The organism is Leisingera sp. S132, assembly GCF_025144465.1.
Taxonomy (GTDB): domain Bacteria; phylum Pseudomonadota; class Alphaproteobacteria; order Rhodobacterales; family Rhodobacteraceae; genus Leisingera.
In genome coordinates this window covers 73,529-88,137 of sequence record NZ_CP083554.1, presented here as the reverse complement: position 1 = coordinate 88,137, position 14,609 = coordinate 73,529, and the positions used below count along the sequence as shown (strand labels likewise).

General features: G+C 63.1%; 8 protein-coding genes and 1 pseudogene. All 9 read left to right on the top strand.

Features of this window, described 5'->3' with window-relative positions; translation table 11 throughout:
* The 9 genes and pseudogenes from tssH to tagH all read left to right on the top strand — a co-directional run bounded on the left by tssH (position 1) and on the right by tagH (position 14,586).
* The gene (tssH, locus tag K3725_RS19825) at positions 1 to 2,724 is read left to right on the top strand and encodes a type VI secretion system ATPase TssH (protein ID WP_260018669.1); all 2,724 of its coding nucleotides are present in this window, start codon (positions 1 to 3) and stop codon (positions 2,722 to 2,724) included.
* Between the two features lie 32 nt (positions 2,725 to 2,756).
* Positions 2,757 to 3,965: a hypothetical protein gene (locus tag K3725_RS19820; RefSeq protein WP_260018668.1), complete on the top strand. Its 1,209-nt coding sequence runs from the start codon at positions 2,757 to 2,759 to the stop codon at positions 3,963 to 3,965.
* Positions 3,966 to 4,047: 82 nt separating this feature from the next.
* Positions 4,048 to 4,902 (top strand): ion transporter, encoded by an 855-nt coding sequence (locus K3725_RS19815; RefSeq protein ID WP_260018667.1) that lies wholly within the window; start codon positions 4,048 to 4,050, stop codon positions 4,900 to 4,902.
* A pseudogene (gene tssB / locus K3725_RS19810) lies at positions 4,895 to 5,392 on the top strand (type VI secretion system contractile sheath small subunit); the annotation flags it as partial. The gene K3725_RS19815 and the pseudogene tssB, both read left to right, overlap by 8 nt.
* 840 nt (positions 5,393 to 6,232) lie before the next feature.
* On the top strand, positions 6,233 to 9,967 hold the full coding sequence (locus tag K3725_RS22605) for a type VI secretion system contractile sheath domain-containing protein (protein ID WP_311202233.1): 3,735 nt from the start codon (positions 6,233 to 6,235) through the stop codon (positions 9,965 to 9,967).
* 64 nt (positions 9,968 to 10,031) lie between these two features.
* Positions 10,032 to 12,170 carry a type VI secretion system Vgr family protein gene (locus K3725_RS19800; protein WP_260018666.1) on the top strand — a complete coding sequence of 713 codons (2,139 nt, stop codon included), beginning with the start codon at positions 10,032 to 10,034 and terminating at the stop codon, positions 12,168 to 12,170.
* Positions 12,171 to 12,210: 40 nt separating this feature from the next.
* Positions 12,211 to 12,789 carry a DUF6931 family protein gene (locus K3725_RS19795; protein ID WP_260018665.1) on the top strand — a complete coding sequence of 193 codons (579 nt, stop codon included), beginning with the start codon at positions 12,211 to 12,213 and terminating at the stop codon, positions 12,787 to 12,789.
* Between the two features lie 16 nt (positions 12,790 to 12,805).
* On the top strand, positions 12,806 to 13,108 hold the full coding sequence (locus tag K3725_RS19790) for a PAAR domain-containing protein (RefSeq protein ID WP_039186474.1): 303 nt from the start codon (positions 12,806 to 12,808) through the stop codon (positions 13,106 to 13,108).
* Positions 13,109 to 13,116: 8 nt separating this feature from the next.
* Positions 13,117 to 14,586, top strand: coding sequence for a type VI secretion system-associated FHA domain protein TagH (gene tagH, locus K3725_RS19785; protein ID WP_311202231.1), 1,470 nt, complete (start codon positions 13,117 to 13,119; stop codon positions 14,584 to 14,586).
* Positions 14,587 to 14,609: the final 23 nt, after the last annotated feature.

The window sequence follows — 14,609 nt, the reverse complement described above, 5'->3', positions numbered from 1 at the left end:
ATGACCGAGATCAGCCGCGTGGCGCTGTTTGGCAAATTGAACAAGCTGGGATACCAGGCTGTCGAGAGCGCAACCGTGTTCTGCAAGATGCGCGGAAACCCCTATGTGGAACTGGTGCACTGGATGCATCAGCTGCTGGCGCAGCAGGACAGCGATATGCACCGGATCATCCAGCATTACGACCTGGATACGGGCAAGATTGCCAGTGAGCTGACCCGGGCGCTGGACATGCTGCCGCGCGGCGCCTCGACGATCTCGGACCTGTCGGATCACCTGATGGATGCGATGGAACGCGGCTGGGTCTGGGGTTCGCTGCTCTACTCCGCGGGCCAGGTGCGCAGCGGCCATCTGCTTTTGGGGATGCTGAAGACACCGGCGCTGCGCAACATCCTGTCGAACATGTCGCCGGAGCTGGCGAAGATCGGTGCCGATGATCTGGCCGATAACTTCCATAAGGCCACCGATGGCTCGCCCGAGGAACGGCTGGGGGCGCAGGATGGCTCTAACGTGACCGGCGGCGGGGCGGAGCCGGGTGAGGCCTCCGGCTCGATGGCGCCGGGCGCCATGGGCAAGGGCGAGGCGCTGCAGCAGTTCTGCACTGACCTGACCGAACAGGCCCGCAACGGCGAAATCGACCCGATCGTGGGCCGCGATGAGGAAATCCGCCAGATCGTTGATATTCTGATGCGGCGGCGCCAGAACAACCCGATCCTGACCGGCGAGGCGGGCGTGGGTAAGACGGCTGTGGTCGAGGGTTTTGCGCTGCGGATCGCGCGCGGCGACGTGCCGCCGGCGCTGAAGGATGTGCGGCTGATGGTGCTGGACGTGGGCCTGCTGCAGGCCGGTGCCAGCATGAAGGGCGAGTTTGAAAACCGCCTGCGCCAGGTGATCGACGAGGTGCAGGCAAGCCCGGTGCCGATTGTGATGTTTGTCGATGAAACCCACACGCTGGTGGGTGCGGGCGGTGCGGCTGGCACCGGCGATGCGGCGAACCTCTTGAAACCGGCGCTGGCGCGCGGGACGCTGCGCACCATCGGCGCGACCACCTGGGCAGAGTACAAGAAATACATTGAGAAAGACCCGGCACTGACCCGCCGCTTCCAGGTGGTCAAGGTCGAGGAACCGGGCATCCAGAAGGCAATCCTGATGATGCGCGGCATTGCCTCGATGCTGGAAAACCACCACCGGGTGCAGGTGCTGGACGAGGGGATCGAGGCGGCCGTCAGCCTGTCGGCGCGCTACATCCCGGCGCGGCAGCTGCCGGACAAGTCCGTCAGCCTTCTGGATACGGCCTGTGCGCGGGTGGCGGTCAGCCAGCACGCGGTTCCGGCCGAGGTTGACGACAGCCAGCGCAGGATTGAGGCGCTGACCACCGAGCTGGAGATTATCGGCCGCGACGAGACTGCCGGCTATGAGGTCGCCGACCGGCGCGAGGCGGTGGAAGCCGCCAAGGCTGCCGAAGAGGAACGGCTGGCAGGCCTGACCGAGCGCTGGGACAAGGAAAAGGCGGTGGTCGAGGGCATTCTGGAGCTGCGCGCCAAGCTCCGGGAGGGAGCCGCCCCCGTGGATGCTGCGCCGGATGCCGGGGACGACGCTGCGGAGGGCGCCGCCGATAGCCCGCTGCCGGACGAAGAGCGCGCCAAGCTGATGCAGGAGCTGAAGGACAAGAACGCCGAGCTGGAAGCGCTGCAGGGCGACTCTGCACTGATCCTGCCGATTGTCGACCATCAGGCGGTGGCCTCGGTGGTGGGCGACTGGACCGGTATCCCGGTGGGCCGCATGGTCAAGGATGAGATTGAAACCATCCTGAACCTGAAAGAGCGGCTGGCGCAGCGGGTGATCGGCCAGGACCATGCGATGAAGATGATTGCCAAGCGCATCCAGACCAGCCGCGCAGGGCTGGACAATCCGAACAAGCCGATCGGGGTGTTCATGCTGGCCGGTACTTCGGGCGTCGGTAAGACCGAGACCGCGCTGGCGTTGGCTGAGGTGCTGTATGGCGGTGAGCAGAACGTCATCACCATCAACATGTCGGAATATCAGGAGGCCCATACCGTCAGCTCGCTGAAAGGCGCGCCTCCCGGCTATGTCGGTTACGGCGAGGGCGGGGTGCTGACCGAGGCGGTGCGGCGCAAGCCCTATTCCGTGGTGCTGCTGGATGAGGTCGAAAAGGCGCACCCCGATGTGCATGAGATCTTTTTCCAGGTGTTTGACAAGGGCGTGATGGAAGACGGCGAAGGCCGCATCATCGACTTCAAGAACACCCTGATCCTGCTGACCTCCAACGTCGGCACCGAGACGATCATGGACCTGTGTTCGGACCCCGAGCTGATGCCGGACCCGGAAGGCATGGCAAAGGCGATCCGCGATCCGCTCTTGAAGGTGTTCCCGCCGGCGCTGCTGGGGCGTCTGGTGGCGATCCCGTACTATCCGCTCAGCCCGGAGATGATCGGCGAGATCACCAAGCTGCAGCTGGGCCGCATCCAGAAACGGGTGCAGGAGGCGCATGGGGTGCCGTTCGAGTATTCGGATGCCGTGGTAGAAGAGATCGTCAACCGCTGCCAGGAGCTGGACAGCGGCGGGCGGATGATCGACGCGATTGTCACCAACACCATGCTGCCGGAGATTTCCAACGAGTTCCTGCGCCGCCTGATGGAGGGTGCGGACGTCGAGAAGGTCGCCATCGGCGTCAAGGACGGAGAATTCACTTACGCGTTTGACTGATTGAATGCAGAAGCAGCCAGGAGGAAACTGACATGGCCACACAGTACAAGACGATTTTCCTGGGCTCTGGCGGCGGCGAGAACGTTGCCAGTGCCGACATTGCCAAAATGGCGATGGCAATCGGAAAGTATCTGAAGGACAAGGGCATGCAGGCCCAGGGCATCAAGCTGCCGGGGCTGAAAAAGGCGCAGGCTCTGGTTGCCAAATGCGCCAAGGTTCAGCAGGTCGCGCAAAATTCCTCTCAGGTGAAGGATCTGGGCTTTACCCCGGAGCTGAGTGTGGTTGGCGGCATTGACACGTCTGGCCACCTGTCGATCTGCATTACCGGGATGCTGCCGCCGCCGAAGGAAGGCAAACCGCCTGTCAATTTCGACAAGACTGAGGTGATCCGCAAGGACTGGAACAAGCTTGAGGCGGAACTGGCGGATGAAACCAATGTTGTGGTGAACCTGACAAAGAAGAACATCTCGATCATCGAAGAGGCGCTGGACAAGCTGGTGGCCAAACATGACGGCGATCTGAAGAAGGTCACCAAGGACAAGGTCTACGGGGTGCTGCTGGAGAAGTTCAAGGGCGGCGACAAGGTGATCAACCGGGCTGCCGAGAAGCAGGCTGCGAAGTACAAGACCAAGACCGTGAACACGGACGAGGCGGACTTTGGCGAGCTGACGACCGGCACGGTGGCGCTGTGCGCCCATGGCTCACGCGAGAAGATCAATGGCATCTGGCTGGGCACCAAGCTGGGCAAGAAGTCGCCCGACCAGATCGTCGATCTGCTGACCGGCAACAAGGACAAGAAGAAGAACCTGTCGAAGGATTTCAAGGGAACGGTTCTGCTGTCCGGCTGCTTCACCGCGGCAGGCGGCATTGCTCCGCCGGGTGACAAGTACGACTACGACACCTATGCCGGCAAAGTCTGGCGGCTGCTGAAGGCCAAGGGCATCAACTGCAAGGTTGTCGGCCAGCCGGGGACGGCCTCGACCAATGAAGACGGCTCCAAGAACTCTGTGATGCCGACCAAACAGGACGAGAAGGACGCCTACAAGGCGGAGATCAAGGCCCTGGAAAAAGAACTTCAAAAACTTGAGAAAAAGCTGAAGTCCGGCGACAAGGCGACCAAGAAATCGGCGACCAAAAAGGCGCAGACGCTGTACAGCAAGATCAAGGACGCCAGGAACAAGTCTGCCCTGACCTGGATGAAAGACTTGCAAGTCAACTACGGGCTGGACCCGCTGCGCTAGGGCCTGCGGCCCCGGCGGCCGGAGCAGGGCCGGGCGCTTGTGCGGCGCCCGGCTGAATTGAAAGACCAGGTGGAGAAAAACATTGGACAGCAGCGCGCAAACTGCCGTGACGCTTCGGGACAAGGCCCGCGAATTTGTTGAACGCAGATCGGTGACCAATGCCATTCTGGGCATCATCATCTTCAATGCGATCACGCTGGGCCTTGGCACCTCGGCGGCGGTGCGGGCGCATGCGGGCGGGCTGCTGGATGTGATCGACACCGCCGTTCTTGCGGTCTTCGTGCTGGAGCTGGCGCTGAAGCTGTTTGCCTACGGCTGGCGGTTCTTCTCTTCGGCCTGGAACATCTTTGACCTGGTCGTGGTCTCGTTCGGCCTGTTCCCGGACAGCCAGGGCCTGTCGGCGCTGCGCGGCCTGCGGGTGGTGCGGGCGCTGCGCCTGCTGTCGGTCATTCCGCAGATGCGTGCCGTGGTTCAGGCCCTGCTGGATGCGCTGCCCGGCATGGGCGCGGTGATCGTGATGATCTCCATCGTGTTCTACGTCTTTGGCGTGATGGCGACGATGATGTACGGCGCCGCCTTTGACGAATGGTTCGGCACGCTGGGGCGGTCGCTGTATTCGCTGTTCCAGATCATGACACTGGAAAGCTGGTCGATGGGGATCGTGCGCCCGGTGATGGAGGAATTCCCCTTTGCCTGGTCGTTCTTTGTGCCGTTCATCGTGATCACAGCGTTTTCGGTGCTGAACCTGTTCATCGGCCTTCTGGTCAACACGATGCAGTCCGCGGTGGAAGCCGACGCGGAGGCGGAGTTCGAGAAGCTGCGCGATCTGGTGAAGTCGGAAACCGACGTGGTCGACGCGCATGTGATGGAGCTGCATGCGGAGATCAAAAACCTGCGGGCGGAGATTGCTGAGCTGAAAGGGCAGGGCAATGGCTGACAGCTCGCAGAAGTTCATCGCTCGCAACCGGGCGCCCCGGGTTCAGATCGAATATGACGTGGAGCTTTACGGCGCCGAGAAGAAGGTGCAGCTGCCCTTTGTCATGGGGGTGATGAGCGATCTGGCAGGCAAGTCCACGGTGGAGCAGCCCACAGTGGCGGACCGCAAGTTCCTGGAGATCGATGTCGACAACTTCGACGAGCGCATGAAAGGGCTGGCGCCGCGCGCCGCCTTCACGGTGCCCAACACGCTGACCGGCGAGGGCAGCCTGGCGGTGGATCTGACGTTTGAGAGCATGGCGGATTTCGCGCCCGGTGCGATTGCCGCCAAGGTGGACGCGCTGCGCCCGCTCTTGGAGGCGCGCACCCAGTTGCAGAACCTGATGGCCTATATGGACGGCAAGACCGGGGCCGAGGCGCTGATCGAGACGATCCTGAACGATCCGTCGCTGCTGGCCGCAGTTTCGGCGCCCGCGGCGGATGCGGAGAGTGCCGCGGCGTTGGACAGCCTGCGCAATCTGGAACTTCCGGAGGAGGAGGCGGACACCACGGGCAGCGTGCTGGCGGGCCTCGCCGTGCAGGCGCCGGAGAAGGAAGAGCCTCAAGACACTTCGGGCAGTGTTCTGGATGCCTTGCGCGAAGCGGCGCCTGAGGAGCAGGCGGCGGAGGATGTTTCGGCAGATGTGCTGGCGGGACTGAGTGCGGCGGCCCCGGCTGATGCGGAACAACCGGATGAAGCCGCAGATGCCTTGGCGTCGCTGGCTGCGGCTGAGGTTCCGGAGACTGTTGAGGAAGACACCTCTGCGGCGGTGCTGGAGGGGCTGGCCCAGGCTGACCTTCCGGAGGAAGAGAAAGACACCTCCGGTGACGTGCTGGCCGGGCTTTCCGCGCAAGCCCCAGAGGACGCTGATACCGGTGACGCTGCTGCCAGTGTTCTGGACGATCTGCGGGCGGCCGAGCCTGAGGAAGCGGAGCCGGATGATGGTGCCGCCGATGTTCTGGCGGGTCTGAGCGCTGCTGCTCCGGAAAAGGAGGAGCAGGGCGATGCAGCCGGAGAGGCGCTGGCCTCGCTGGCGGGTGCTGAGGTTCCGGATGCCGAAGAGGAGGATCAGACAGGGTCCGTTCTGGCAGGGCTGGCGCAGGCGGAAATTCCTGAAGAGGCCGAGGATACTGCGGGTGATGTGCTTGCCGGGCTGGCGGCACAGGAACCGGAAGAGACGGCAGACGAGGATGCCGCCGGCGCGGCACTGGAGAGCCTTGCCGCGGTTGAGGTGAGTGAGGCGGAAAAAGAGGATCACTTTGGCGTTCTGGATGCCTTGGCGGATCTGGAAATGCCGGCGGCGGAGGATTCCGCCGCAGACGATGCGCTAGAAAGTCTGGCGTCGGTCGAGATCGAGGAGGCCGTGGAAGAGGATCATTCCGGCGTACTGGATGCGTTGGCTGATGCCGCGGTGGATGAGGTCGAGGACACCGCAGCGGATGACGCGCTGGTTAGCCTGGCCGCTTTGGACATTGACGGCACGGCAGAAGAGGACACGGCTGCTGCCGCCTTGGAAAGCCTTGCGGCTGCGGATGTGCTGGAAACAGCTGAAGAAGAAGACCATTCTGCGGTTCTGGAGGAGCTGGCCTCGATTGAAGCGGAGGATGAGGCAGATGATGCCGCGGACGCCGTGCTCGAAAGCCTGGCCGCCGCTGAAGTTGAAGAGCCGGATGCGGAAGATCACTCGGATATTCTGGAGGGATTGGCCGGACTGGAGCCGGCTGATGCCGACGAAGAAGATCTGTCGGGCGCCGCACTGGAGAGCCTGGCTGCGGTCGAGGTTTCCGAAAGTGAAGAAGAGGACGTCTCCGGCGTTCTGAGCGGCCTGGCGGATCTGGAACCGGATGAGGAGGACGGCGGCGAAGAGGCCGCGGCGGCTTTGGACAGCCTGGCGGAAGCTGCGGTGCCGGAGGCCGATGACGGCGATGACCTGGAGGATGTGCTGGGCGGACTGCTGGAGGAGGCTCCCGAAGAGGAAGACGCCGGCAGCGGAACAGAGGATGCGCTGGAGAGCCTGGCCGCTGTTGAGGTGGAAGATACCGAAGACGGTGGCGCTGAGGACATTCTTGAGGGCTTGCTGGACGCCGCGCCTGAAGACGAGCCCGAAGAGGATCTGAGCGCAATTCTGGACAGTCTGGAGGCACCGGACGAGTCCGAAGAGGCGGATGGGGCTGGCGATGTGCTGGCCGGTTTGGCTGATGATCTGCCGGAAGATGACCCGGAGGATGAGACGGATCTGGATGATATCCTGGGCGGTCTGGATGTGCCGGACGAGGAGGCCGCTGAAGACGATCTGAGTGCCGCGCTTGATACGCTGGAGGCGCCGGACGAAGAAGAGGAAGACAGCGGGCTGGATGACCTATTGGCGGATCTTGGCAGCGATGCGCCGGAGGACGACGCCGGGGAGGATACCGCTGATGTGCTGGCGGGCCTTGCCGGGGCCGGCAGTGCAGAGGATGCCGATAGCGGTGACGAGGATCTGGATGCGCTTCTGGGCGGATTGGATGAGGATGACGGTCTGGACAGCCTGCTGGGTGATCTGGATACAGAAGAGGAGTCCGCGGAGGAGGCAGATGCGCTGCTGAGTGCCGGGGCGGACGATACCGTTGCGGAAGCCGGGTCAGACGACAGCAGCCTCGAGGATCTTCTGGGCGGATTGGACGCCGGCGAAGATGACGGGAGCGCTGATCTGGATGCGCTTTTGGCAGATGATGAGGCCGCCGACGAAGATGGTGGCGGTGACGATCTTGACGCGCTGCTTGGAGGCTTGGACGAGGCTTCTGGCGCGGAGGCCGGCGGCCTTGATGATCTGCTTGGCGGATTGGATGACGATGACAGCGGCGGGACGGCGGACGCTGGCGAGGATGATCTGGACGCGCTGCTGGGCGGGCTGGACGATGACGAGGCCGCAGAGGACGCCAGCCTGGATGATCTGCTGGGGGACCTTGGCAGCGAAGAGGAAGAGGACGGCGATCTGGAGGGATTGCTGGCGGGGCTTGGCGAAGAAGCGGAAGCTGAGGACGCGGACAGTGCCGAAGATGACCTTGATGCGCTGCTGGGCGGGCTGGGGGACGCGGACGCGGATCTTGACAGCCTGATGGGCGGTGACGATGGGGATTTGGATCTGGATGACCTGCTGGGCGGTCTGGATGACGATGACACCGCCGGGGACGGCGGCGATGACTTGGATGCGCTTCTGGGGGATCTGGATGCGGATGGCGATGAACCCGCCGCGGCGGCGGCCTCTGACGATCCGGAGTTTGCCTATGGCACCATGAGCGCGGCGCGGCCCGAACCCGCACGACTGGAGCGCAAGCGGTTCCGGATGGCTGTCCTGGGCGATTTTTCCGGCCGCGCGGCCAAGGGGCAGATCGAGACCGGCGATGCGCTGGCGGCGCGCAAGGCGGTCCTGCTGGACCCGGATACGGTCGAGGATGTGATCGGGAGCTTTGCAACCGAGCTGGTGCTGCCGATCGGCAAGGACGGGGCGGGCATCGCGGTCAAGCTGGAGGACCTGGACGGTCTGCACCCGGATGAGCTGTATGAAAACGTCGGGCTGTTCTCGGAACTGGTCGGTCTGCGCAAGCAGCTGCAGAGCGGCGCGACGGCGGATCATGCGGCGAAGACGCTGAAGGCCTGGGCAGAGAAACATGGCACCAAGGCGCGGGCGCCGAAGCGGACTTCAGCCGGGAACGCGATGCCGGCGGACAAGCGTCTGAGCGCGTTTCAGCAGCTGATCGGGGACACCGGCAACACGCTGCGCGAGGCCTCGCCGGTGGAGGAGCTGCTGGCCCGCGTCGTGGGGCCGCACATCCGGGCGCTGCCGGACCCGCAGGTGGCCGAGATGCAGAAGGCAGTGGATGAGGCGCTGTCCGATGCGATGCGGCTGGTGCTGCATCACCCGGAATTCCAGTCGGTGGAGGCGCAGTGGCGCTCGCTGGATCTGATGGCGCGCTCGATCGAGGCGGACGATACGCTGGATGTGATGCTCTATGACATCTCGGCTGAGGAGCTGGCAGCGGATCTGGCGGCCGAGGACGACCTGTCAAAGACCGGTCTGGTGCGGCTGCTGACAGAAGAGCCGCTGGACGAGGAGAACGGGCGCGGCGGCTATTCGGCGCTGATCGGGATGTATCAGTTCGAGGAAACCCCGCCTCATGCGGAACTGCTGGGCCGGATCGCGCGGGTGGCGGCGCATGTGGATGCGCCGTTCTTTGCGTCGGTTTCGCCGGAATTCCTGAAAACGCCCAAGGCGGAGCGCCCCAAGCTGGTGGCCGATGCCTGGACCACGCTGCAGGGCATGGCGGAGGCGGGTCATCTGGGGCTGGCCAGCCCGCGGTTCCTGCTGCGCCATCCCTATGGCGAGAAAACCGATCCCTGCTATGAGTTTGATTTTGAGGAGTTTACCGAAACGGAAGGCCTGCGCGGCATGCTCTGGGCCAATCCTGTTGTGCTGGTGGCGATCCTTCTGGGGCGGTCCTTCAAGGAAAACGGGCCATCGCTGCAGCTGGGAAAGATTATGTCTCTGGGCGGGATGCCCTATCATTATGTGAACGACAAATTCGGCGACCAGGTGGCGCTGCCCTGCACCGAGCGCAATATCGATCTGGACAAGATCGCAATGGCGCAGGAACGCGGGTTCATGGCGGTGAGCGCGGTCAAGGGGCGGGATGAGGTGCGGCTGACCTCTTTCAACTCGCTCAAAGGCAGCGAAATCCTGGGGCCCTGGACCGGTTTGCCAGCGCCGGAGCCCTCGCCGCCGGACCCGCGCGGGCTGCCGAAGCCCAAGCCGCCTGCAGGGGGCGGCGATGACGACGAAGACCTGGATCTTGATTTGGATTTGGGCGGAGACGATGAGGACGATCTCGGCCTGGATGATCTTGATTTCGGAGGCGATGACGGGGATGACGATGGCCTCGGGGATCTGGATGACTTGCTGTCGTCGTTCGGGGATGACGATGACAGTGACGGTGGGGATGATGATGATATGGATGCGGACCTCGCCGCGCTTTTGGATGATTTGTGATGCGAATGTTTGAGAACACTGCCGGCGATTACCGGCCCCGTTCCCGTCGCGGAAAGGAGGAGACATGGTTGTAAGCAAGGGCCATGAGAACGACCTCGCCTGGATGTCGGGGACATATTCCACCGACGGCCTGATGATGAGCCGGGCCATTGTGCGCGAGGGGTTGAGCAAGCTTACCGAGACAACGATCGAATTTGCGGCGACCAAGAAGCAACCAAATCTTCAGGATCTGGTCGGCAAGCAAATGAACGTGCATGTGATGCGCCAGCAGACGGAGCATCAATTCAACGGCATGTGCGTCTCGGTCGAGTATCTGGGGTTCCGCAACGGCTATGAGATGTATGTGGCCGAAGTGCGGCCCTGGTTCTGGATGCTGACCCGGACCGCGGATCTGCGGGTGTTTCAGGAGAAGACCACGGTTGAGATCATCAAGGAGGTGTTCAATGACCATGGGTTCAGCGACTTCTCGGACAAGCTGAGCGAGACCTATGAGAAGCGTGAGTATTGCCTGCAATACCGCGAGAGCGATCACGATTTTCTGTGCCGGCTGATGGAGGAAGAAGGGATTTACTTCTACTTCGACAGCGTCGCTGGCGATACCGCAGTTGAAAAGCTGGTGCTGTGCGATGGTGTCAGCGCCCACAGCCCGATCAAGGGCGGCTCTGATATTGAGTTCCATGCCCGCGACGACAGCGACCGGCGGCGCGAGGAGCATATCTCGGAGTGGGCCAAGGATGAGCGGATCACCCGCGGCAAGGTCACGCTGAATGACTTTGATTTCCTGACGCCTTCGGCGGACCTGAAGGCAGCATCGTCAATCCCGAAAGGCAAGCATTCTTTCAAGGATTTTGAAGTCTACGACTATCAGGGCCACTACCGGAAGAACTCGGGCCTGGGCAACAAGCTGGCGCGGGTGCGGATGGAAGCGGAAGCAATCAAGCATATCACCTGGCGCGGCGCCTCCAGCGTGGCAACGCTGGGCACCGGCAGCACCTTCAAACTGAAGAAACACCCGGTGGCGGAGAACAATAAGGAATACCTCGTCATCAATGCTGAGCATCACGTCAAGGTGGCCTGGGATTACGGCGAGCGCGAAAGCCAGAAAACCGAGCAGATCGCAACCAAAGGCGCCATGCGGCGCGACCTGAAGGCGCGCAACATGGATGTTCCGGAGGAGATGGAGCATGACGTCTATGCATCAACCTTCAGCGCAATCCTGAAGGCAGACCAGTTCCGCGCACCGCTGGTGACGCCCTGGCCGGAAGTGCAGGGGTTGCAGACCGCCACGGTTGTGGGGCCCAGCGGCGAGGAAATCCACACCGATGTGCACGGGCGCATTAAAGTCCAGTTCCATTGGGACAGGGAAGGCAAAAAAAACGAGACGTCCTCCTGCTTTGTGCGGGTGGTGACGCCCTGGTCCGGCAAGAACTGGGGCATGGTTGCGGTGCCGCGCATTGGCCAGGAAGTGGTGGTCCAGTTCGAGGATGGTAACCCGGACCGGCCGATCTGTACCGGCATGCTTTATAATGCTGAAACCATGCCCCCCTATACCTACCCCGACGATCAGACCCAGCTGGGGATCAAGACCAATTCGTCAAAGGGCGGCGGCGGCTATAACGAGCTGATGTTCGACGACAAGAAAGACAGCGAGCTGATGCGGGTGCAGGCGGAGAAGGATCACCAGATGCTGGTCAAGGACCGCTCTACGGTGACGGTTGGTCTGGATGCGCCGTCGCCGGAAGTGACCTCGGCTGACGAGAAAAGCTATGTTCTGACGGTTGAGCAGCACGTCACTGAAACGGTGAACAAGGGCGACCGTACCGAGACCGTGAAGACCGGCAACATGACGGTGGATGTGGAAAAGGGCAACCTGGCCGAAACCATCGACAAGGGCAATGTGACGCTGGACATCAACACCGGCAACCTGACCGAAACCATTGCCAAGGGGAACCATTCGGAAACCGTGTCGCTGGGCAATCTGACCGTCGATGTGACCGCGGGCAAGATCGCGATGAGCGCAGGTCAGGAGATCAAGCTGACCGTGGGCGCCTCCTCGGTCAAAATCGACAACTCGGGCGTCACTATCAAGGGGCCGATGATCAAGATCGAGGGCACCGGGATGGTTGAGGCAAAAGCGCCGATGACCACCGTCAAAGGCGAGGCCATGCTGACCCTGAAGGGCGGCCTCACGATGATCAACTAGGCGGGTGCAGATGTCGGCAAGATTTGAAAAGCTGGTGAAAATGCCTGCTGACCCGGTGGCGAAGCTGCTGTCGCGGGCAAATGTCATCCTGAAAACCCCGCTGGAGGCGCCGCCAACGGCGCAGGCGGGGATTGTGCTGGAGGAGCTGGACCGCAAGGGCGCGCTGGTTGATCTGCTGCGCACCCTGGCGGTACTGCTGCCCCCGCGTGAGCGGGTGTGGTGGGCCTGCCTGGCGGCGCGCGATTATATCGGGCCGCGCTCGGACAAGGACCCGGCCTCGCTGACCGCGTCGGAGGCCTGGGTGTTTGAGCCCAGCGAGGAAAACCGCGACAAGGCGCGGATCACCCTGGATCATGCCTATGTGGATGATGATACGGTGAATTGCGCGCTGGCGGTGCTGTATGCGGCCGGAACCCTGGGACCCGGAGAATTGAATCAATATCCTGCCCCGGCAGGGGCCTCTGAGGCGGCTGCCTTTGCCATGAATATGGTGGCCTTGGGTCAATTGTCTGATAAGTTTGAAGAACACGGCGCCGTTCTGATCGAGCGGGCGCTGGATATTGCGCGCGGCGGCAAGGGGCAGGTGATCGAAGTCCCGCTGCAGGCCGCGCAGGACTGAATGGGAGGATGAACAGATGGGAATGCCACAGGCCCGGGTGACGGATCTGCATGCCTGCATGCTGCCCTCCACCCCGCCGCCGCCGGTGCTGCCGGTGCCGACGCCGATTCTGCCGCCCTGTGCGGTCACCGTGCTGGTGGCCAAGCTGCCGGCTGCACGGCTGAGCGACATGTGCACCGCGGCGCCGTCGCCGCACCCGATCATCAAGGGGTCGGCAACGGTGCTGATCAACAACCTGCCGGCCGCGCGCATCCTCGACAGCACGGCCTGCGGCGGCATGGTTGCCAAGGGTGAAGTCACCGTTCTGGTGGGAGGATAAGCCCAGGCATGGGAGTGACACTGAAATTCCAGAGCTCGGGCGCGATGCCCGGCGATGCGGCCCCTGTTCCGATGCGGGGGCCGAGCCTGACTGTGGGGCGCGGTGCCAGCTGTGATCTGGTGCTGCCGGATCCGGACCAGATGCTGTCGCGCAACCATTGTGTGATCGAGGATCACAACGGCAATGTGGTGGTGGTGGATCTCAGCTCCAACGGCACCTTTCTGAACTATTCGAAGATCCCGCTGGGCCGCACTCCGACGCCGTTGAACAACGGCGACGTTCTGTGTGTCGGCAATTATGAGCTGGTGGTGGAAATCCGCGATGACTTGGCGGATGTGGGCGACATGATTGCGGGGCCGGCGGCACAGGGCCCCGCCTCGCACGGCAATGCGGCCAATGCGCCGGATCCGCTGCAGCTGCTGGAGGATGCCGGACCGGGCGGGGACTTTCTGGATGACCTGCTGGGCGAGGGGCCGAAGGGGCCTGCGCAGTTCAGTCCGGTAGACCCGATTGACGAGCTGCTGCCGCCCTTGGGCGAGGAGGAGGATCCGTTCTTTCAGAAGGCCAGCGACGGGCGCGAAGGGGAGGGGGCAAGCCTGCCCAATCACAACCCGACCGCCTCGGACGGGTTTGCAGCGCCTGCGGCGCAGTCCAGCCTGATCCCGGATGACTGGGACGATGATTTCCTGTCCGGCATCGGCGAGCCGGAGGTTCCTGCGCCCCAGCCGGATCCGCAGCCTGTGCCACCGCCGCGTGAAGTGCCGCAGCCGCCAGCGGAGGTGCCGCCTTCGGCTCCGCCGCAAGAGGCCCCGCCTGCGCCGCCGCAGGAAATCCCGCCGCCGCAGGACAGCGGTGAAAAGACCGTTGCGCCTGCCGCGGCGGCACCCTCGGAAGCCTCGCAGGAGGCGGTTGAGGCCTTTCTCAAGGGCGTTGGTGCGGACGTCAGTCTTGATCCTGCGGAGCACGCCAGCACCATGGCGCGGATGGGCCGGGTGATGAAAACGCTGGTCACCGGCCTGCGTGAAATCCTGATGACGCGTACCTCGATCAAGTCCGAGTTCCGCATCGAGCAAACGATGATTTCTGCGGGCGGCAACAACCCGCTGAAATTCTCGATCACCCCGGAACAGGCAGTGGAGGCGATGGTGCGCCCCGCGACCAGGGGCTACCTGTCGCCCGAGACCGCCGCCGAGGAGGCGCTGCGGGATATCAAGGCGCATGAGGTGGCGATGGTCACCGGCATGGAGGCGGCGCTGAAAGGCGTGCTGAAGCGCCTCGACCCCAAGGCGCTGGAAGCGCAGATCGAGGACAAGGGCGGTTTCACCGGCCTCTTGCGCGGCAAGAAGGCGCGGTACTGGGACGTATACGAGCAGCTTTATGCGGAGATTTCCGACCAGGCTGAGAATGATTTTCACGACCTGTTCAGCCGCGAATTTGCGCGGGCCTACAAGGATCAGCTGGACAGGCTGAAGGAATGACCGGCACCGCGCTCTGCGCGCGT

Coding starts and splice junctions, on each gene's coding strand:
- tssH (WP_260018669.1), top strand. CDS start 1: ATGACCGAGATCAGCCGCGTGGCGCTGTTTGGCAAATTGAACAAGCTG.
- K3725_RS22605 (WP_311202233.1), top strand. CDS start 6,233: ATGCCGGCGGCGGAGGATTCCGCCGCAGACGATGCGCTAGAAAGTCTG.
- K3725_RS19820 (WP_260018668.1), top strand. CDS start 2,757: ATGGCCACACAGTACAAGACGATTTTCCTGGGCTCTGGCGGCGGCGAG.
- K3725_RS19795 (WP_260018665.1), top strand. CDS start 12,211: ATGCCTGCTGACCCGGTGGCGAAGCTGCTGTCGCGGGCAAATGTCATC.
- tagH (WP_311202231.1), top strand. CDS start 13,117: ATGGGAGTGACACTGAAATTCCAGAGCTCGGGCGCGATGCCCGGCGAT.
- K3725_RS19800 (WP_260018666.1), top strand. CDS start 10,032: ATGGTTGTAAGCAAGGGCCATGAGAACGACCTCGCCTGGATGTCGGGG.
- K3725_RS19790 (WP_039186474.1), top strand. CDS start 12,806: ATGGGAATGCCACAGGCCCGGGTGACGGATCTGCATGCCTGCATGCTG.